Annotated in this window: 17 protein-coding genes; 13 read left to right on the top strand and 4 right to left on the bottom strand. The window is 37.2% G+C overall.

Annotation, left to right across the window (positions count from 1 at the left end):
* Positions 1–395: 395 nt before the first annotated feature.
* The 6 genes from HBB17_RS08645 to HBB17_RS08620 all read left to right on the top strand — a co-directional run bounded on the left by HBB17_RS08645 (position 396) and on the right by HBB17_RS08620 (position 8,189).
* Complete coding sequence (locus tag HBB17_RS08645) at positions 396–1,724, top strand: S1C family serine protease (protein ID WP_167957081.1); 1,329 nt, start codon at positions 396–398, stop codon at positions 1,722–1,724.
* 58 nt (positions 1,725–1,782) lie between these two features.
* The gene (locus HBB17_RS08640) at positions 1,783–2,724 is read left to right on the top strand and encodes a 3'-5' exoribonuclease YhaM family protein (RefSeq protein WP_167957080.1); all 942 of its coding nucleotides are present in this window, start codon (positions 1,783–1,785) and stop codon (positions 2,722–2,724) included.
* A gap of 306 nt (positions 2,725–3,030) precedes the next feature.
* Complete coding sequence (gene rlmD / locus HBB17_RS08635; RefSeq protein WP_167957079.1) at positions 3,031–4,464, top strand: 23S rRNA (uracil(1939)-C(5))-methyltransferase RlmD; 1,434 nt, start codon at positions 3,031–3,033, stop codon at positions 4,462–4,464.
* 216 nt (positions 4,465–4,680) lie between these two features.
* The gene (locus tag HBB17_RS08630; protein ID WP_167957078.1) at positions 4,681–6,096 is read left to right on the top strand and encodes a sensor domain-containing diguanylate cyclase; all 1,416 of its coding nucleotides are present in this window, start codon (positions 4,681–4,683) and stop codon (positions 6,094–6,096) included.
* Between the two features lie 111 nt (positions 6,097–6,207).
* Positions 6,208–7,602: a sensor domain-containing diguanylate cyclase gene (locus HBB17_RS08625; RefSeq protein WP_167957077.1), complete on the top strand. Its 1,395-nt coding sequence runs from the start codon at positions 6,208–6,210 to the stop codon at positions 7,600–7,602.
* A 140-nt stretch (positions 7,603–7,742) separates the two neighbouring features.
* Positions 7,743–8,189, top strand: coding sequence for a GNAT family N-acetyltransferase (locus tag HBB17_RS08620; RefSeq protein WP_167957076.1), 447 nt, complete (start codon positions 7,743–7,745; stop codon positions 8,187–8,189).
* Between the two features lie 266 nt (positions 8,190–8,455).
* Here the strand turns inward: HBB17_RS08620 and HBB17_RS08615 are convergent, their stop codons facing one another.
* The gene (locus HBB17_RS08615; RefSeq protein ID WP_238483708.1) at positions 8,456–8,740 is read right to left on the bottom strand and encodes an RtcB family protein; all 285 of its coding nucleotides are present in this window, start codon (positions 8,738–8,740) and stop codon (positions 8,456–8,458) included.
* A 400-nt stretch (positions 8,741–9,140) separates the two neighbouring features.
* Between HBB17_RS08615 and HBB17_RS08610 the strand changes: the two genes are divergently transcribed.
* Positions 9,141–10,550 (top strand): glycoside hydrolase family 53 protein, encoded by a 1,410-nt coding sequence (locus HBB17_RS08610; RefSeq protein ID WP_238483707.1) that lies wholly within the window; start codon positions 9,141–9,143, stop codon positions 10,548–10,550.
* A gap of 285 nt (positions 10,551–10,835) precedes the next feature.
* On the top strand, positions 10,836–13,439 hold the full coding sequence (locus HBB17_RS08605) for a DsrE/DsrF/DrsH-like family protein (RefSeq protein WP_167957075.1): 2,604 nt from the start codon (positions 10,836–10,838) through the stop codon (positions 13,437–13,439).
* A 61-nt stretch (positions 13,440–13,500) separates the two neighbouring features.
* On the opposite strand, the gene HBB17_RS08600 is transcribed toward HBB17_RS08605, so the two are convergent.
* Both HBB17_RS08600 and HBB17_RS08595 read right to left on the bottom strand, forming a co-directional pair.
* Positions 13,501–14,307, bottom strand: coding sequence for a CPBP family intramembrane glutamic endopeptidase (locus HBB17_RS08600; RefSeq protein ID WP_167957074.1), 807 nt, complete (start codon positions 14,305–14,307; stop codon positions 13,501–13,503).
* 79 nt (positions 14,308–14,386) lie between these two features.
* Positions 14,387–15,025 (bottom strand): TetR/AcrR family transcriptional regulator, encoded by a 639-nt coding sequence (locus HBB17_RS08595; protein ID WP_167957073.1) that lies wholly within the window; start codon positions 15,023–15,025, stop codon positions 14,387–14,389.
* 267 nt (positions 15,026–15,292) lie between these two features.
* Here HBB17_RS08595 and HBB17_RS08590 point away from each other — a divergent pair, with 267 nt between their 5' ends.
* Genes HBB17_RS08590 through HBB17_RS08580 form a run of 3 tightly spaced genes read left to right on the top strand, consistent with a single transcriptional unit; the run spans position 15,293 to position 18,248 of the window.
* A complete protein-coding gene (locus HBB17_RS08590) occupies positions 15,293–15,811 on the top strand; it encodes an effector binding domain-containing protein (protein WP_167957072.1) in 519 nt (172 codons plus the stop codon).
* A gap of 60 nt (positions 15,812–15,871) precedes the next feature.
* Entirely contained in the window at positions 15,872–17,032 is a 1,161-nt protein-coding gene (locus HBB17_RS08585) for an immunoglobulin-like domain-containing protein (RefSeq protein WP_167957071.1), read from the top strand.
* 49 nt (positions 17,033–17,081) lie between these two features.
* Entirely contained in the window at positions 17,082–18,248 is a 1,167-nt protein-coding gene (locus HBB17_RS08580; RefSeq protein WP_167957070.1) for an acyltransferase family protein, read from the top strand.
* Here the strand turns inward: HBB17_RS08580 and HBB17_RS08575 are convergent.
* Positions 18,238–19,134 (bottom strand): LysR family transcriptional regulator, encoded by an 897-nt coding sequence (locus HBB17_RS08575; protein ID WP_167957069.1) that lies wholly within the window; start codon positions 19,132–19,134, stop codon positions 18,238–18,240. The genes HBB17_RS08580 and HBB17_RS08575 overlap by 11 nt on opposite strands.
* 255 nt (positions 19,135–19,389) lie before the next feature.
* Here HBB17_RS08575 and HBB17_RS08570 point away from each other — a divergent pair, with 255 nt between their 5' ends.
* Both HBB17_RS08570 and HBB17_RS08565 read left to right on the top strand, forming a co-directional pair.
* Complete coding sequence (locus HBB17_RS08570) at positions 19,390–20,730, top strand: MATE family efflux transporter (protein WP_330588192.1); 1,341 nt, start codon at positions 19,390–19,392, stop codon at positions 20,728–20,730.
* A gap of 115 nt (positions 20,731–20,845) precedes the next feature.
* Positions 20,846–21,550 (top strand): AlkZ-related protein, encoded by a 705-nt coding sequence (locus HBB17_RS08565; RefSeq protein ID WP_238483706.1) that lies wholly within the window; start codon positions 20,846–20,848, stop codon positions 21,548–21,550.
* The last annotated feature ends 110 nt before the right edge of the window (positions 21,551–21,660 follow it).

The raw sequence follows: 21,660 nt of genomic DNA, 5'->3' as shown, positions 1-21,660 counted from the left end.
AAACAGAACTACAGGTATTCTGTATATGCGGGATTAGTTATATTCTACATGATTCCTAGGCAAATGAAAATAACTAAATTATTAAAAACAGTAAGAAATTCAGAAATTAGTAAGAATCCAAAGTAGAATTTTAGATTTAATCATCTAGTATAGATGTATGTATACAGGGAAGATGTTAGGAATAGTAATATGTAATATCATTTAACATTTTATTCATAGAGTGTTCACAAGTAAATGATAAAATGTTACAATATAGTAATGACCTGCAATATATGAGCATGTATCACAAATGCTCGGATTGCCAATGACATAGTGAATTCATAACAAAAAGGGGTACAGCATGTCACGTGTTGGTAACAAATTAACGGTTTGGACAGGAGTTAAGGAGAAGTAATATGCCAAATGATAAGAGAATTAGCCCCCTGGTGGACCAAAAGGAGTTTAATTTCATTCAGGAACAGATTATTCCTAAAAAGAGCTGGAAAAATGTACTGGGATGTGTAGTGAAGACAATCATGTTAGCAATACTATTCGGCGTTGTCAGTAGTATTGCCATTTGTGTTACCTACCCTTATATCAAGGACGTATTTCAGGAAGAGGAAGAGGGAAGATTAACGAATTTTATGAGACAGATGAATACTCTTCGACTTGCTTCTGTAATTCCAGATTGTAAGGTGGAAATGGTGGAAGAAACACAGCCAATCATCATGGAGAGAATAACAGATCTAACAGTGGAGGACTATAAGAAAATCTACGAGGAGTTAGATACCATTACGGATGAAGTCAATCGATCCATTGTTTCTGTAGCAGGTATCATCAAAAGTGTAGATTGGTTACAAAATCCATATGAAACGGCAGATGTTACTTCTGGAATAATCATTCATGAGACAGAAGATAAAAAAACGTTATCTATTTTGGTACGTTACAGTAAGATAAAAGAAGTGAATAAGATTCGAGTAACCTTTGATGTAGATAATGTAGTAGAAGCGAAACTCTTTGACTATGATAGCAAACTGGACTTAGCAATCATCAAAGTGGACGAATCCTTATTATCGGAGAAAATCAAGCATACATTTAAAGTTGCCACACTTGGAGAATCAATTGGTTTATCGGCAGGGGAGCCAGTCATAGCAGTTGGTAATCCTAACGGGTATCCATTATCACGAGAATACGGTATGATCACAGGGAAAACCACAAGTGCATATATCACAGATAATCGTGTGGATTTATTTAATACCGATATCTCGAATAATAATGATGGAGACGGAGCGATTGTAAACCTAAAGGGAGAAATTATAGGTATAATAACGCATATCCATAGTTTTAAGAGCGAGTTGAATGCCAATATCAATACGGCATTATCTATTACTAGGATCAAGCCAATCATTGATGCTCTTGTAAAAGGTAGAAATCGGACATACCTTGGTATCATAGGAACGGATCTGACGACAGAGATCGCTGCTAGTTTAGGTGTGGATAACGGGGTTTACGTCAATGAAGTTGAGACAGAATCGCCAGCCTTGGAAGCTGGGTTACAAACAGGGGATGTAATCCTTAAGATTGACGATAGCACGATTATCTCCATGGCACAGTTGAATACCATCATCTCCACTTATCAACCAAAGGATGAGCTTACGATTGTGGTAAAACGTACTACTAGCAAGGGCGAAGAGGAGAAGAAAGAACTGACATTCCACGTGCAGTTGCATAAGAAAAAGAATTAGGGTATAATAGCTAGCAGAATAATATTACACAGTTAGTTTAGAGAGGCTAGGTAGTTAAATGAAATATATAAATGAGTTGCGTGATGGCGAGATGATATCAGAGACCTATCTATGTAAAACGAAACAGAGTTTGAAGACAAAGGCTGGTAAAAGCTATTATTCTCTACTCTTACAGGATAGAACTGGTACGATCGATGCGAAAGTATGGGAATTATCCAACGGAATCGATAATTTTGACGCCATGGATTACATTCATGTAGATGGACAAATCACAAGTTTTCAGAACTCGTTACAATTCAACGTTAAGAGAATTCGTAAGAGTCAAGAGGGAGAATATGATCCAAGTGATTTTGTTCCTACAACGGAAAAGAATGTAAATGACATGTATAACGAGATACTCGCTATGATTTCTAAGATTACCAATCCATATTTAAGTAAATTAGTAAATAGTTTCTTTGTTGAAGATAAAGACTTTGTGAAAGCATTTAAAAATCATTCAGCAGCTAAGACAGTTCACCATGGTTTTGTTGGGGGATTATTAGAACATACGTTAGGTGTTACTCGTTTATGTGAATACTTAGCAACGAACTATCCAGTGATCAATCGTGATCTCTTGATTAGTGCTGCATTATTCCATGATATCGGTAAATTAGATGAATTATCTACCTTTCCAGAGAATGATTATACAGATGATGGACAATTATTGGGACATATCTACATTGGAACAGAGAAGATTAGTTCTCGGATCCAAACGATACCAAACTTCCCAAAGAGTCTGGCAAATGAATTAAAACATTGTATCTTATCCCATCATGGAGAATTAGAATATGGATCACCAAAGAAACCAGCCCTCATCGAAGCGGTAGCTCTTACTTATGCAGATAACACCGATGCAAAGTTACAGACGATGATCGAAATCTTAAAGGGTGCAGATGAAAAAGCCGAATGGCTTGGCTATAACAAGTTCTTTGAATCAAATATAAGAAGAAGTACAAAATAATAGTAGAACTGTTGCAAATATGGATAACGAGGTAGTATACTTCATGTTGCAACAGTTTTTTTGATGTATGATGTAAAAATAGAGTTATGAAGAGGGTAGTGTGAAAACAGAAGTGTTTTCAATATAAGAAGTTTGAAACAAAAAGTGAAAGCAGAAACAGGAAGAACAAACGGTGAATACAAGAATACGAAAATTAAACGGATAAATAAAGTATTTATATTATATAAATGGAAATCAAGAACGTGATAGGAAAGCTTGGAAAGTATGCAAAGTGTACAAGCCTGATAGAAAGAAGGAGAAACTTACATGACCAGAAAGAATAGCAAAAAGAATACAAAACCCAAGGAATGGGAAGCGCTTCCTTTTGAAAAGAATCAAGATCTGACTGTTACCATAGATGCTCTTGGTTCAGAAGGAGAGGGAATTGCCCATGTAGATGGGTATACCTTCTTCGTCAAAGAAGCATTGCCTGGTGATGAAGCAGTCATAAGAGTAATGAAGTTAAAAAAGAATTATGGATATGCTAGACTAATGGAGGTATTGAAGAAATCCTCCTATCGCGTGGAACCAAGATGTGAAGTGGCGCGTCAGTGTGGTGGCTGTCAACTCCAACATCTTTCTTATGACGAACAGTTACGATACAAAGAGAATAAAGTGAAAGATTGCTTCAAGCGAATCGCCCATTTTGGCGAAGAAATTGATACGATCACGGAACCAATCATTGGAATGGAAACTCCTTACCATTATCGGAATAAAGCACAGTTTCCAGTAGGAAAAGGTGAAAATGGACAGATTGTAACAGGTTTCTATGCAAGCCGTTCCCATGCAATCGTGGATTGTGAGCATTGCTATATTCAGGCGGAGAATAATGATGAACTTCTTGCTCTAGTGAAACAATTTATCACGGAGGAAGGAATCGAACCATATGATGAAGAAAATCATACAGGGCTTGTTCGTCATATCTTAACAAGAATCGGTTTTGTTACTGGGGAAATTATGGTTTGCCTTGTCATTAATGGAACAAAGTTGCCACATGCAGAGCATTTGGTAGACAAATTAAAAGATATTCCGGGGATGACAAGCATTGGAATCAACTGCAATACAGAAAAGACAAACGTTATTCTTGGACCAACCTGCCATACATTATGGGGGCAGGATTACATCACCGATTACATTGGGGATATCAAGTATCAGATCTCTCCATTATCCTTTTTCCAAGTAAATCCGGTTCAGACAAAGAAATTGTATGAGACAGCATTGGAATATGCGGATTTGACTGGAAATGAGATTGTGTGGGATTTATATTGTGGAATCGGTACAATCTCTCTATTCCTTGCGAAACAGGCGAAACAGGTATATGGAGTGGAAATTGTACCAGAAGCCATAGCTGATGCGAAGAATAACGCAAAAATTAACGAGATTCATAATGCAGAATTCTTCGTTGGTGCGGCAGAAGAAGTTATGCCAGCACAGTATGAACAAAGTGGCGGAAGTATGCGAGCAGATGTAGTAGTCGTTGATCCTCCAAGAAAAGGCTGTGACGAAACGCTTCTTCAAACAGTAATACAGATGCAGCCGAAAAGAGTCGTCTATGTATCCTGTGATCCAGCAACGTTAGCCAGAGATTGTAGATATTTATGTGACCAAGGATATGAGATGAAGCGGATTCGGGCAGTAGATCAGTTCTCTCATAGTATGCATGTTGAGACGGTGGTCTTGCTTTCAAAGATACACGAATAGATACGAAGAAAAGGCTTGAACAAGGCATTTCCGAGCGCTCGGACAATCTTTAAGGGTTGTCTGGAGGCTCGGATTTTTTGCGTTGCGGGAACAGATTTCAGAAGTTTAATCATTTTGGTTGTTATGCGAATAGATTTATTGTATATTTTGTTGTAAAATATACGAAAGGTTTTAGTAGCAAAATATACCATTATGATAAAAGAAGAGGATATAAAGTTGAAAAATAAAAATTTCAAATATGGGATGCGATTGGGACTTATAATCATGTCTGTAGTATTTTGTCTTGTTATTGTTTATACCCTACTAGCTTCCACTTCAATAATTAAACTTTCAAAAGAGAATCTAACGATCAAATCCAATCACTGTGCAAATCAGTTAAATGACTGGACTGGAGAAATCATAAGTGAACTAGAAATTTATAAGAAGGTCATTGAAGATAATTTTACGAGCGACAAAGAACTTCAACAATTTCTTTCATCAACTTATCAAGTCCATGATGCATATCCTATGGGTATTTATGTGGGGGATGAAACAGGATTTTATGTGGATGCGTCAGGGTGGACACCAGAATCTGATTGGAATATACAAGAACGACCATGGTACATTGCAGGAAAAGACAGTGAAGATTTTGTTTTTTGTGAACCATATTATGATGCACAACTAGGTATAATCTGTACCAGTGTTTCTGCTAAAATCCACCTTGATCATGCAATTCGTGTGCTCTCTGTAGACGTTTATGTAGATTTCGCGGAAAAGCTGATTTCGGAAATTACAAATGTTAATGATGTTGATGGAGCACTTTTTGTTGCTGGTAAAGACCGAATAATACTTGCAGATTCAGGAAAACATATGGGTGGTGATAACTTATCAGAATGTGATGAGCGTTTTTATCAACAGCTGAATGCGATTATTGAAGCCAATAAGTTAGGACAATCAACGATTCGTACAGAGGATGGTGTCTATTATGTGGATATTACGCAAATGGCTATTACGAATTGGTATCTTATATCTTTTATCAAACGGAGTACTTTATTGGCGCCAATGTGGAGATTAGGAATACTGATGGCTTTGATAGGAATATTTTCCGTGCTGGTATTGATTCATGTAACAAGAAATATGGCTATGAGTATGGCAGAGATGACTCGAAAAGCCAAAACAGATAATTTAACAACTCTTCTAAATCGGGAAGGATTTGAAGAACAGGTAATGAAGTTATTGAAGATTACGCCCAATCAAGGAATTCTTTTGATTTGTGATATGGATAATTTTAAAGCGATTAACGATACATATGGTCATCCTATTGGTGATAAAACTTTAAAAAAATACGCAGCACTTCTAAAAAACTATTTTAATCGAAGAGAAGATGTAGTTGCTAGAATGGGAGGGGATGAGTTCGCAGTATTTGTTGGGCATGAAATTTCAAACGAAAATATAGAAGAGATGATGAAAAAGTTTATGGAACTCATTGGCCAACAATTTGAAAAGGATTATCCAGGAATGAAAATATCTACTAGTATTGGTGGAACATTTGTGAGAGATGAACAGGATTTCCAGAAATTATATAGATTGGCTGACTCGGCACTTTATACGGTAAAAGGTCAGGGAAAAAATAATTATTGTATTGTTTCCTAAAACCATTATCAGAATACATAGCAAAGTCCTAACACTTCGACAAGTTGGTCCATGAGACCATTAGACACAGAAAATTCGACATTTTCGGCTTGACATTACGGGAGAAGACAAATGAAAAAAATACTAAGAAAAATGCTTCCAATTTTATTAATCATGGGATGTACGGTGCTGTTATCGGTTGTCGCATTTCATGCAATTTTGAACACCCAGAGAGAAGATGCGTTTAAAACATTAAAAGATAATGCGGAGAGTTTCAATCGGTCTGTGCGTATATGTATTGAGGATAATAAAAATATTCTTTATGCAGCGACTGATGGTATAGCGCAAGTAAATTTAGAGGATGAACAAGCAATTATTAATCATTTGAATCGTCTGCAGCCACTTACTATGTTCTCCAGAGTTGATATGTTTTACAATGACAATACTGTTTTATACCAAAATGGAGAGCGTAAGGAAGCACCGGAAGGAATTGATTTTCAAAGAATCGCAGAACAGGGTGAATACATGTCTCCGCGAGTTATTGATCCAATAAGTGAGAAAGAAACGTTGTATTATGCAGTTCCAGTAGTTCGGGATGGAAAAACAATCGCATATTTAATGGGAGTTATTGATTGTGCATCTCTTTCAAAATATTTTCCTGTTTTAGCATTTGAGGGAAAGGCATTTGCGTGCTTGATTGATAGTACGACTGGCGATTTTGTCTTGGATGATTGGCACAAGGCGTTTCTTAACGTAAAGGAAATGGAAGATCGTGTACCTTTGAAGCGTTTCAAAGAGGTGAATTTAAAGGCTGATATATTGGCACTAAAAACGGGAACTACAGGATTTACTTCACATACAAATGGGGAAACCTCCTATATGTATTATACACCAGTAGGTGTATTTGACTGGGAGTTATTGATGGTTATACAGGAGCCAGTTTTATTTGCCAAGGTGGAGAAGGTTAGAAATATATTGGCAATTGTAGCAATAATCGAGACAACAATATTATTACTTTATTTTTCATTTAGTTTATATACTACACATTTGCTAGCTAAGAGCAGAGAAGAACTTCGTAAAATCAGCTATCAGGATATGATGTGCAAGATACATAATCGGAATAAGTATAAGGAAGATGTTGTGAAATTTTCTCAGAAAGAGTATAAGAATATAGGGGTTGCATTCTTTGACCTAAATGGTCTCAAGAAGGTAAATGATAATCTGGGGCATGAAGAGGGAGACCGCATGATTAAGAAGAGCGCCGAGGTGATGAATTTCTTTTTTAAAGACCAGGTGTATCGTATTGGCGGTGATGAATTTGTAGTGATTGCTCCTGAGAGTAACAGCAAACAGTTTGAGAATACGGTGTATGATATTGTGAATACATTAGCAAAGGAACACATATTGATTGCGTTTGGGTATTCTTTTGACGAGAATAGCAAATCATTGAGAGCACAGCTTCGCAAAGCAGATTGTGAAATGTACACAAATAAACAAGAGTTCTATCAGAAAAACGAAAATAATTAAAAATGCCCAGGAGTACAAGACGTACTTCCTGTGTGTCAAAATAAAGCCTTATTCAGGTCCTATAGTTATAAATGGGAACAATTCTGAATAGGCTTTTTGAATATAGCATAGCTGCACCAAAGATGGAGGTAAAGAGTAATATGATTGAAATAAGAAAAACTACGATGGATTCGGAGGACGCAAAAGCACTTATTCAAGAGTTGAATCAGATTTTGGTAAAAATAACAGGTGATGATGGGACAACTCATTTTCAGCAAACAGATGTGGAACAGGAGAGGTCAGTGTTTTTAATTGGGTATATAGATGGAGAGCCATTTGCTTGTGGAGGATTGAAAGAAATTAGCCAGGAGTGTGGTGAAATCAAAAGAATCTATGCTAGAAAAAATCAATGTCAAATGGGGCGACGGATCATAAAAGCCTTGGAGGAAGAGGCAAAAAGATTAAACTACCAAAAACTTGTTTTAGAGACAAGAATTCAAAATGAACATGCAATTTCTTTTTATGAAAAGAACGGTTACATCCATTGTGAAAAATATGGCGTATATAGAAATAATGAGAATGCTTATTGCTTTAAAAAAGAGTTATGATACACTGGCGGAGGCAATATACTATTTACAAGGTGTTTCTCTATAATGTGCCATATAATGACCTTCTTTCTTTCAATTTGTGCTACCATGATGGTAGCACATTGTTGCTTTAATTTCCTTCAACTATGAGGCTAATTACCACTTGCTTTGAAGTTATAAATTGGTTTGAGTATCTGATTAATGGACACCGTCTCACCAATCACCTCTTTGATTGACTCCATATCTCTGTAGGCAAATGGACCTTCATCTAGGGTGTCCTTACAAATTCAGGAGGAGTAAATCCATTTCATGCCTTTTGTAATCTCATTTATGATAATATCACGGTTTAGGGTTGCATATTCCTGAACAATTGCAAGGTCATGCAGATAGTTCTGCATAAGTTCTCCTTCGAGATAAGTAAGTTCATAAGGAATTGCGATATTATTTGCTTTCAGAACTTTTTGCCCTTCAGAAAGATAGTATTCTGTTACTTCTTTTCCTAAGTGACGACTGCCAGTGTGGATAACAAGATAGGTATCGTTGCAATCATTGACCATTTCTGTTTCTGTCAATGGCTAGAACAACTATAATTTGTAATACGGTATGAAATAAAGAAGGGGTTGTTTCATAGAATAAAAGGTAATGCGCAACATGAAAGAGAATAATGTTGTGCATTTTATGTTAAAAATAGGAAGTTTGCACGATGTGCACAAAAATATATTAGAAATAATGCGAATTGCCAATAAAGTTACGAAAAAGTATACTTAATGTATAAGCGATTAATAGAAATGCGCAATATTATTGCGCAATAACAAGGAGGGTAGAGAAGTAAGGTAATAAGAATAACGGAATAACATCATCAGGTACTTCTGGAAATTAACTTGTTAAGTCAGTTAAACGAACAGGGAATTCACAGGGCGATTTGTGTTTAACACAAATCGCCAGACTTAGGAAAGGGCATAGGAAGAAAGTATGAAGAAATCTGGAATTAGTCTTGGGGGATTATGTATTAGTTTATGTCTCTGCATGGTTCTTTTACTTGGTTGTGGTGGAAAGAATAAGGAATCTGTTGCAGAAACACAAACAGAGACAGAAACTCAAACGGAGATAGAAACACAAACGGAATCAGATATGAAGACAGAGACAGAACTGGAAGCATCAGCAGAAGCAATGGATGAAGCAAATTCATCTCCAGTTCCAGAAATAGCAAAAGAAGCGAAGGTATCTATTGAACCGATTGCAAATGTTTCAGATGATTTTATCTGTGGTATGGATGCATCGGCTGTACTTGTATGTGAGAATAGCGGTGCTACATATTATAATTTTGAAGGGGAAGAACAAGATGTCTTCAAAACATTAGCAGAATCGGGTGTAAATTATATACGTCTACGAGTATGGAATAATCCTTATGACGAAAATGGAAAAGGCTATGGCGGGGGCAATAACGATGTAGCCACTGCAATTAAGCTTGGAAAACGGGCAACCCAGTATGGAATGAAGGTATGCATTGATTTCCACTATTCTGACTTCTGGGCGGACCCCAAGAGACAGCATGCACCAAAGGCATGGGAAGGCATGAGTGGGGAAGAAAAATGCGATGCACTTTATACGTTTACCAAGGAAAGTCTTACTGAAATTCTGGATGCTGGTGTAGATGTTGGAATGGTACAGGTTGGAAATGAAATCAATAATGGAATGTCAGGGGAAACAGATCTAGCTACGGTTACCAATCTGTTGAAAGCAGGAAGCCGTGCCGTTCGTGAGATAACGAAGACAAAGAAACAGGATATTCAGATTGCTATTCATTATACGAATATTGAGAATAACGCACAGATTGATAGTTTAGCTTCCAATCTTTTAAGTTCAGACGTGGATTATGATATATTTGCGTTATCGTATTATCCATTCTGGGATGGAACCAACGAGAATATGCAGAAGGTTGCAAAGAGTATACAAGACACATACGGTAAGAAGGTTCTTATTGCAGAAACATCCTACTGCTATACTTCCGAAGATGGGGATGGCTCTGGTAACAGCCTACTTGGTACATATGACATCGTGCAAGGATATCCAGCAACCGTACAAGGACAGGCACAGATAATTCGAGATGTCTGTGCAGCAGCCAATGAAGCAGGTGTTATTGGTATCTTCTATTGGGAAGGAACCTGGATACCCGTAGGCAAGGCAACGGATGATAATTCTTCAAAATGGGAAGAATTCGGAAGTGGCTGGGCTAGCAGCTATGCATCCGATTATGATCCAGAAGATGCAGGATTATATTACGGCGGCTGTTCCTGGGATAATCAAGCAATGTTTGATTTTGATGGATATCCACTTGATTCTTTAAATGTATTCAAGTACATAAAAGAAGGTACGAAATAAAAAAGAAAATGAGAGCTGTTGCATTAGCTGAAGAAAATCAGCTAAGAACAGCTCTATTTTTATAAGTTTTGGAGCAAGAATTTGTATTATACGCATGTTGATCTGCAGAATAAAAAAAGTATATCAAGTAATTCTTTCTGTGACATAGTAACAGAACAAATTCTCAAAAAAGATTACAATGATTTACAGAAGATTGTTGAATTGATTTCAAAGATGTAGGAGAGGAAGGATTCATGTGAAATGACCTTTTGCTCCATGCATTCTATCAATGTAAAGGAGAATACGATGGCAAAAAAAATTGTAATGATTGGTGGAGTAGCTGGTGGTGCAACAACGGCAGCAAGACTTAGAAGAAGAGACGAAGAGATGCAGATCATTGTACTAGAAAGAGGAGAATATATATCATATGCCAATTGTGGCTTGCCATACTATATTGGCGATACGATTAAGAGTAGAGATGCCCTCCTATTACAGACCCCAGAAGCAATGAATAAGAAGTTTAATATAGATGTTCGAGTTTCCAATGAAGTAACCAAGATTTTACCTGCAGAAAAGAAAGTTGTAATTCATAATACAAAAACAAATGAGTATTATGAGGAAAGTTACGATCATTTAGTAATAGCAACAGGGTCGTCACCAATTAAGCCGGCTATTCCAGGTATTGATAACGAAGCTATCTTTCCATTGTGGACAATTCCAGATACAGATGGAATTAAGTCGTATATCAAGGAAAAACAGCCAAAGACAGCAGCGGTGATTGGTGGTGGTTTTATTGGGTTGGAGATGTCGGAAAACCTTCATAGAGCGGGACTTCAGGTGTCATTAATCGAGATGCAAGACCAGGTCATGGCATCCATCGATGGAGAGATGGCCAATCTACTTCATGAAAATATGGAAGCAAATCAGGTCAATCTTTTCTTAGGGGATGGAGTTAAAGCATTCCATGAAGAAAATGGAACAACAAAGATTGAATTACTTAGTGGGAATTCAGTAGAGGCGGACCTAGTGATCTTATCAATTGGAGTGAAACCTAATAGTGAACTTGCTGCAAAAGCAGGTATAGCGCTTAATAAAAGAAAAGGGATTGTGGTGAATGAATATCTGCAAACCTCGGAAGCAGATATATATGCAGTAGGAGATGTAATAGGTGTAGAACATTATGTAACAGGAGAAACAACGATGATTCCGCTTGCTGGACCAGCCAATAAGCAGGCAAGGATTTTAGCGGATAATCTAAGCGGGGACCAGAAAACGTACAATGGAACCATGGGGACTTCCATAGCGAAAGTATTTGATTTAACAGTAGCAAGTGTTGGGGTGAATGAAAAACAGTTAAGGAGCATGGGAAAAGTCAAAGGAGAAGATTATTACACCGTGTTGATCAATCAGAAATCTCACGCTGGTTATTACCCTGGTGCAACGGCACTTACCTTAAAGATGATTTTTACGAAAGACGGGAAGATCCTAGGTGGACAGATTGTTGGGCAAGATGGAGTGGATAAGCGGATAGATACCTTAGCAACCACAATGCGGTTGAAGGGAACTATTTATGATTTGGAAGAACTGGAACTTGCTTATGCACCTCCATTTTCCTCTGCAAAAGACCCTGTCAATATGCTTGGATTTGTAGCGGAGAATGTGATTCGAGGTATGTTACAATTTATCGAATGGAATGAACTTGATGAACTACTTGCTAATGAGAAAAAGAGAGATAATTTTATCATTCTAGATGTAACAGAGGATATAGAGAGGATGGTATATTCAATTCCAACTTCTTACCATATTCCTCTAGGTCAACTCCATAAGCGATTGGCTGAGCTGGATCCTAGCAAACAGATCATAACGTACTGTGCCATTGGTGTTCGTGCCTATAATGCAGCAAGAATTTTGTTACAACATGGATTTGCACATGTTTCTGTTTTGTCTGGTGGTATAACATTCTATAAATCAATGCATTATTATAAGAGACGTTCTGAACCAATGAATTGGAGTTCTATGGTTCAAAATCCGATAGAAGATAATGATAAGAATATAGAAGAAATAATCGTAGAAAAGGCGAAAGCGGAAACGAAGAAAAGAAAGGAATTAGATGGTGAGGCAAAGAATGCAGACCTAAAAATAGCAGAAACAAAGAGTGAGGAACAAATTGTGGATAAGGAAATGAAAGTTCTCGATTGCTGTGGATTACAATGTCCAGGCCCAATTATGAAAGTTCATGAGACAATCAATGAAATGAAAGATTCAGAGATACTGAAGGTATCGGCTACCGATCTGGGATTTGCAGCAGATATTGATGCTTGGTGTAGAAGAACAGGTAACACGTTAATGAAAACAGAACGAGTGAAGAAAGAGAATATTGTTTATATCAGAAAGGGAACGAACAAGGAGCAAGTACAAAACGAGAGTTTGGTCTCTCCGCCACAAGGAAAAACATTAATTGTATTTAGTGGAGATTTAGATAAGGTTTTGGCTTCCTTTATTATTGCTAATGGAGCAGCATCTATGGGAAGACCTGTTACGATGTTCTTTACCTTCTGGGGATTAAATGCATTGCGGAAGGCAGAGGGAGCTAAAGTGAAGAAACCATTTATGGATAAAATGTTTGGGTTTATGATGCCAAAAGGCAGTAGGAAATTAAAATTATCCAAGATGAATATGGCAGGTATGGGAACAGCAATGATGAAAAAAGTTATGAATGATAAGAACGTAGATTCTTTGGAAACATTGATGAAACATGCTCTAGACAGTGGAATTCGCTTGGTTGCCTGTACAATGTCCATGGATATTATGGGAATTACCAAAGAAGAGTTAATCGAGGGCGTTGAATATGCCGGAGTTGCTTCTTACTTAGGTGATGCAGAAGAATCTAATGTAAACTTGTTTATTTAGAAAGATAAAGAAACCCCACATAAACGGATTTTAGGATCGCGATATGTGGGGGTTTTGTCATTTATGTTGTTATGTATTTTTTTCGTAATAGAACCAACACGGTTGCAGCAGCAAAATATAGAATAGACATCACAACGTAGAATTCGATTCCAGATAGAAGGAAACAATAAGGCAGGTTAAAGCAAAAATGAATTAGTACAGCATAAAATAAGTTGTTTTCTCTTTCTAATACAATAGCCATGATCATATTTAGTGCAGTCATAACGATAACATTGGCAATAATATAGATAACGAGTTCTATTCCTGTAGTATATTCATTGTCTACAAACCAGAGGACCGTATGCCAAAATGCCCAGATTACACCTAGCAATACATTGCCTTTTACAAAACCAAAGTGATCTTGTAATTCATATCGTAGATAACCACGCCATCCACATTCTTCTCCTGTTGGTCCTGAACATAGAGATAAGATTACGGATAACCAAATTGGATATGTACCTATGGAAAACATGGAAGAGAAGGACACCTTCGTCCATAGTGAAACGAACCAGGCAGATAATAGAAAGATACCTGTAACCAAACCAATACAACCTAAGATTATTGATGGACGGAGACGACCAGAGAAGTTCTTTTGAAAGAATGCTTTCTTTGTGTTACTAGGTTGTAATTTGGAAAAAAGTACGAATAAAACAATCGTAGGAGACCAGGCACATAGATTAGAAAGCCAGCGCATCGTCAAAGGTGATGCGTGTAGTACCATAGAGGCTCCACCACATAAAACGAGTACCATTAGCCAAAATGTTAGATATGCAGTGATTACATATCGGATATAAGATTTCTTTTGTGTTTTTTCATTTGTTGGAATCATTAAATTCTCCTTTCAATGTTAGACAGTTCATTTTCTTTAATCATAAAATAAGATCGGATGGTTTGATCTTCTCAAGGTATCACATATTGGATTCGTTCCACGTACGCAATACTTGTTCCCATATTGGGGCATCGTCAATACCAAGCATCTTTCCTAGTACGGAAATTAAAGCACGAAAAACCATCTGTTGTTCCTCAGGTTCAAAAGTAAATATACCATCATCTAAAAGATTTAAGGAGGATACCAAAAAGATTTGCATATATTCTTTGGGATAAGGGCAGTGGAAAATTCCTTTTTCATTGCCCTCTTCTGTTACAGCAACAAGAACGGGTACAATGGCGTCTACCATAGCCGTTAAGGTTTTTTGGTGCATCAAGGAATTCTCCGAACAATGCATCTGATCAATTAATTCAACACTTATAGCATCTGTAACGCGCATTGCTAGAAAAACTTGTAGCAGCTTTTCTTCTGGAGAGAGATTGGATTGTTCGGCAATACTTTGTGCTCGTTGGTAGACGAGGTCAGCAGTACGACCAATAATGGCATCAAGGACTTCTTCTTTGGATTTGAAATAATGATAAAAAGTACCTTTTGCTATTCCAATGGCAGTTAAGATGTCATTTACGGTGCATTTCATGTAGCCTTTTTGGACAAAAAGTTTTTGTGCAGTATCTAATATTTCATTTAGACGCTCATTATGTTCTTTTACAATTCGCATGGCGGGGGACCTCCTTTGTAATGGTGTTCTACAAAATATTTGTTATGTAGCAATTAAAATATTGACCGACCGTCGGTCTATATATAGGATACTATAGGATTTTACTTATGTCAATAGAAACATACGTAAATGTAATGATTGTATAATTAATATTTTATGTATTTTACTGTAATTGACATTATATGGCTTGTACGATATAGTTACTATAAAATAATAGGTTTGTATCGGTTGTATGTTAACAAAATAATTTTAGGAGGAGATATTGATATGAAGGAGATAGTAGAAATTAAACCATTTACCACAGAATTTGAACTTGTTCATCTTCCCGCTTGTAGGATCATTGGAAAGGAAATCCGCAATGGAGGGAAATTAGGAAATACTGCACCCAAATTATGGGATGAAGTATATTCCACAAATGTACATTCTGTTTTGGAGAAATTACCACATCTGATCAGTAAGGATCTATTTGGGTGGACTTGTGAGTATGATAGCGAAACCGATACATTTATCTATATCGTCTGTGCTTTGACCCCTATGGATACCAAGGTGCCTGATGGCTTTACATATCGTGATATACCGGAAACCATTTGTGCAAAAGGACTTTACGGGGAAGATGTGGGACAAACATTGCAAAGAGCGGAAAAAGTAGGATATCAAGCAAATTGGGAAAAGCCTGGATGTGGTTGGAATGCAGAAATGTATTTCCATGAAGAAGAAGAAAATCCACCAATGGAATCAGCAACACAATGGCATTGGTTAATTCCTGTTGTTGAGATGGCGAAGTAGTAGGAAATTTCACACGATGACTTGTGAGAAGAATAGGAAAGGTTTCACATGGAGGTTACAATGAAAAACAAACGAATCATCACACTATTTCTTTGCTTTTTCATGTCACTATTATGTGCTTGTGGGAAAAAAGGCGGATCAGGTGTTGAGGAAAATAAGAAAATAAAAGAAGAGGGTGCCAAGATATATCATTTAAAAGTGGAAGATGCAGGAGAACGGTTCTTACCAAGTATATATCTGGATCCCAAAACAAAAACATTTTCTTTTACCTATAGTCTTCTAAGTTCTTATCTACCATATGGGACTTATGAAATTACGGATGGCATCTTAGTTATGAAAACAGTGGAAGATGCAGAGTGCTACCAATTTGAGGTGGTAGATGATCACACATTAAAATATCTTGAAGAAAGTTCGACAGCAATTCACCAATACGATGAGAAAATAGAATACCCGTTGGAAGATGGTGCTTTATTTGAGCTATATGTACCAACATTACTAGAAGGAGCTAGTCCGGAAACAAGTGCTATGGCACTATGGAAATATGACGGAACCGCAACGACTTGGAGTTGGCTTTACGATGCAGAAAAAGAGAAAGAAATACTGAAAAAGCTTCAAAAGATTACCTTAGGGGAAATCGTTGATACCATTGATACGAGTACGCTTTCCGGTCCCATCTATGGCTTGGAGATTAGTAGGGAAAATGGCGGTGATGCGAAAGTTGCCTGGTGGGATGGATATTGTTTTACGGAGAAAGGAATCTATCAAGTAGACATTGATTTTCAGGCTATTGAAAGTGAATATAAATGGACGGACAAGGATACCATGGATCTCACAGCATTTCCTAATTTCTATCAGATTGTTAAGCAGAATGGAATATGGAATAAGAAGCTACTTGTGGAAAGTGAAGTGGAAGAATCCCAAGAATTGTCCTTGACAGTAGTGTCGGTGAAAGATTCCATTATAACAGCGAAGATAAAAAATAAATCCTCCACAGAAGCGAGTTATGGAGAGTATTTTACAATTCAAGTGGAACTTGATGGTACTTGGTATGCGATACCAACGGAATATAGTATGGCATTTAATGATATTGCATATCTGATACAGGCCGGAGAAGAAACAGATCGAGAGTATAATCTGTCTGCATATGGGGGATTGCCAGCAGGTACCTATCGACTTGTGGTAGAGGGAGCTACCGCGGAGTTTCAGGTGGAAGAGCCATAAACATCTGTACAAGTATTACGTAACTGCAAAGCATTTGGGGAGGATAAACATGAGAAAAAACTATATAGATAACCTACGATCTTTTATTATTGTACTGCTATTTCCCTTTCATACAAGTCGTATGTACACAACATTTGAGATTAATTATGTACAAGGAGATGTTGCAATTGGACATGATTTTTTCGTAGCCTTTACGTCTGCATGGTTTATGTACATGCTATTTCTGTTAGCTGGTATGAGTACGGTATATAGTCTAGAAAAACGTACATTAAAGCAATATTATGTTGAACGTGTACAGAAACTTTTGATACCGTTCTTCTTTGGTGTAATATTAACAATACCAATTCAGACGTATTATGCAGAACGGTTTAATAACGGATATACAGGATCATTCCTGCATCAGTATCGTATGTTTTTTACGAAGAAAACTGATTTGACTGGATACAGAGGGGGATTTACTCCTGCACATCTCTGGTTTTTATTCATTTTATTTCTACTCTCAGGAGTAGCATATCCGTTAATAAAGAAAAAAAGCATGCAAATTAAAAAGAATACGACAAATAATAATGTAATAACGAATAATAAAGTAACAACGAATAATTTGGATACAAAAAAGGAAACTCTTCATAAAGAGATTCCCCAATTGGTAAAACTTCTATCATGGTCGATCGTTATTTGGTTGGCTAGTATAGTTAGTATTGGTGGAGAAGAGATTGGAAGCTACCTAATCTGCTTTTTGTTAGGAATGTATGTGATGACAAAGGAAGAGGTTCTATACATATTAGAGAAAAACAGTTGGATTCTTTGTGGAATGGCTTTGCTGATTAATGGAATATCGGCCTGGACCTCCATTACATTTGACTGGGGAAATACGATTTCTATTACGAATATCGCTTTTTCTATTTTGAGGCATTTTTCGGGCTGGCTTATGATTCTTGCATTACTTGGTTTAGGTAAAAAGTACTTGAATTTTACCAATACGGCATCAAGATATATGAGGAAGAATTCTTTCTCCATTTATTTTGTACATCAGACGATTATGGTAGCTCTAGGATATTATGTAATTTGCAAGATAGAAAACTCTATAATACAATATCTGCTTATCATGTTTGGATCGTTTTTATTAAGCATAGGAATAGTAGAATTGATTAAGCGTATACCGATTCTTAATATCATGTTCGGAATGAAGCCCAAGAAAAACAAATCTATTTACTAGTATTAGTGGATAGTAAATACTGAATTAATTCTTTCGAAGCAAAACTTTGAGGAAGTTGAGAGTCGTAGATTAGGTTAATATTCCGGGAAGGAATCTCCTCGGATACAGATATCTGGTATACTTCTCCTTTGGTGATCGCATCTTTTGCGATTGCTTCTGGTAGGAATCCAATCCCCAAGTTGTGCTTGACCATAGGTAAGATCAGATCGGAGGTAGCAGATTCAATCATTGGAGAGAAGAACAGATTATGTTTCTGATAGATGTCCTCCATGAAATCCCGTGATTTGGTACCTTGTGGAAAGCTAATGAGAGGGTAGGATTCAAGGTCTTTTAAAGATAATGTTTGGTCTTTCAAATGAGAATAACTGCTACCAACAATGAGGATATCCTGAAACGAGCATAAGGCTTGTGTTTTCATTGATTGGTATAAATCGAATGGAGTAGGGGCGACGACAAGGTCCACTACTCCATTTTTTAGTGCTTGGATGGCGTCCTTGGTAGTATAGTTGTGAATCTGCAATTTTACCTTTGGGTAACGTTGACGGAATGCTTCTAAGGCAACAAAGAGATAGCAGTGGAGCGCAGTTTCTGTAGTACCGAGATAGATGATTCCACCTTCAAGGCTTACGGATTGCAGCAGAGCAGTCTCTCCCTTTAGGAGATGTTCGCATCCTACAGAAACGTAAGCGTAGAGCTGTTCACCTTCTGGAGTCAAGGAAATTCCACGGTTTCCTCGGACGAAGAGACGGCACCCAAGTTGGTGCTCCAAGTTTTGAATGGTATGACTGATACTAGACTGACTGGTCATTAGAACATGGGCGGCTTTTGTAAAGTTTTCGTATTTGCAGACGTAATAAAATACACGGTAGTAGTCATAACTGATCATGGGAATTCTCCTTTTCTTTAACGTTATAAGCAAACATAAAAGATCATATCTGTTGTACTTGCAAAAAGTGAATATGGCATCGAATTAAAGTCTGATATGAATATATCATATAACAACGATACTATATTATCATTTTACATCATGTCTAACGCCACGTATACTGAAAAAGTGTGATTAATATACTCAAACTTCACACCACTTTCAATATTTTGAACGCGTATGTGCAAAGTTTGAGTAATATAAGAAATATAGAAAGTGATTGGTGAAGAGATGAATAAGGACTTAACAGTAGGAAAACCAGAAGTTGTTTTATGGAAGTTTGCATTGCCTCTGTTTGGAAGTATTATCTTTCAACAGTTATATAATATTGCAGATAGTTTGGTAGCAGGAAAATTCATTGGAGAACACGCACTGGCAGCCGTGGGAAATTCCTATGAGATCACGTTGATCTATTTGGCGTTTGCCTTTGGGTGTAATATTGGTTGTTCCGTAGTTGTATCACAGCTTTTTGGTGCAAAGGAATGGAAGGATCTAAAAACGGCGGTCAGTACAACATTTATTGTAAGTGGAATATTATGTGGAATCTTGATGGTTTTGGGATTTTTGTTCGCACCCCAGTTGTTGCATATGATCCACACACCTAAGGAAATCTTTTCGGATTCTTTGCTATATCTAAATATCTATACAGGTGGATTGGTGTTTTTATTTTTCTATAATATAGCAACGGGTATCTTCTCGGCACTTGGAGATTCAAAGACACCATTTTGGTTTCTTGCATTTTCCTCCACAGCAAATGTTTTTGTGGATATCTTATTCGTAAAAACCTTTCACATGGGGATAGCGGGAGTCGCTTGGGCAACATTCCTATGCCAAGGTGTGAGCTGTATCTTAGCAGTAATTGCAGTTTATAAACGATTAGGAACGATACCTACGGAAGGAACGTATGAACATTTTTCAAAAGTTTTATTAAAGCGATTAGCGATGATTGCCATTCCAAGTATCTTACAGCAAAGTTTCATCTCAGTGGGGAATATCTATATTCAAAGTATTATTAATGGATTTGGACCAAGTGTTATTGCTGGATATTCTGCGGCAATCAAGTTGAACAACCTAGTGATCACTACGTTTACTACATTGGGAAATGGTATGTCCAATTTTGCTGCACAGAATATTGGAGCAGGTAAGCTTGACCGGATTAAACGAGGATTTCGAGGTGGTATCTTAATGGTTTATACCATCTGCATACCTGTTGTTTTACTTTATGTATTGTCAGGAAGTTTTTTTGTACGGATCTTTATGGATACGAATACAGGAGCTGCGTTACATACAGGGGTTCAATTTCTTCGCATTGTAGCACCATTTTACTTTGTGGTTTCCACAAAATTAATCGCAGATGGGGTGTTACGAGGTGCTGGAGCCATGAATTTGTTTATGATTGCAACATTTACGGATCTGATTCTTCGTGTGGTATTGGCAAAGATTCTATCGACTAATGCAGGTGTTGTGGGTATATGGGAAGCTTGGCCAATTGGTTGGTGCATTGCGACTTCCATGTCGGTATACTTTTATGTAAAAGGCCATTGGAAACGGGGATAGTACTTTGACCGTTGACGGGTTGACGTGGTATACTTCTCTATAAGTAACAGTTTGCATGTTGTTTTTATTCGAGTTTTAGGAAACAAGCATACAGTGGGGTTACGAATTTACTTATATGGGAGAAGAAAGGGGACGGAACATGGAAACGATTCATAATTATCAGGATTTTGTTCAAGAATTGTATCAGGTTGGTTTCAGTGTTGGTGGTGAGAATGGAGAAGGCATCTTTACACTATGTGATTCCTTTGGCGAGGAGATTTGTTGGCATACGGAACAGCCCGATACAGATCCATGGGAATGGCGTATGCGAGTTTTGAATGAAACGAACGATATTGCATATGGTAAATACTTCTTCAAGAAAAGTGGCTATATTACAAAAGAATGGTTCCCATACTTTTATGCAGTACGCAGAGGTAGAGTTACCTTAGAGGAAGAGTATGATGCAGGAATCATTAGCCAATGTGCAAAAGAAATTTATGATTTGCTTGAAGAACATAAGGAATTACCACTCCACCTAATCAAGCAATATGGTGGGTATACGAAAGAAGATAAATCGAGATTTGACCGTGCATTAACAGAGTTACAAACAAGATTTTTTATTACCATGTCTGGTCGAGCCAGAAAACAATCGAAAAAAGGGGAGGAATACGGCTGGTCCTCCACCGTGTTTTGCTTAGTTGAGGATTTCTGGGGAGAAGAGGTCATTGCGCAGGGAGAACATATGGAGAAGACAGAGGCCTATGAGAAAATCAGACAACAGATTTTGCGGTTGAATCCCAATGTAGATTCAAAGAAATGCAAACGGTTTATTGAAGGATAGGAACATCATAAGTATTCAATCGTATCATTCTATTTTATAGGGTTCGTATGCTGTATGCTAGATGTACGTTATATAAAACAGGAGTATAGGAAATTGTACATACTACAATT

Source organism: Anaerosporobacter faecicola (assembly GCF_012070565.1).
In the GTDB taxonomy this organism is placed as follows: Bacteria; Bacillota; Clostridia; order Lachnospirales; family Lachnospiraceae; genus Anaerosporobacter; species Anaerosporobacter faecicola.
The sequence above is the reverse complement of the archived record's forward strand: the minus strand, read 5'-3'. Positions and strand labels throughout refer to the sequence as shown.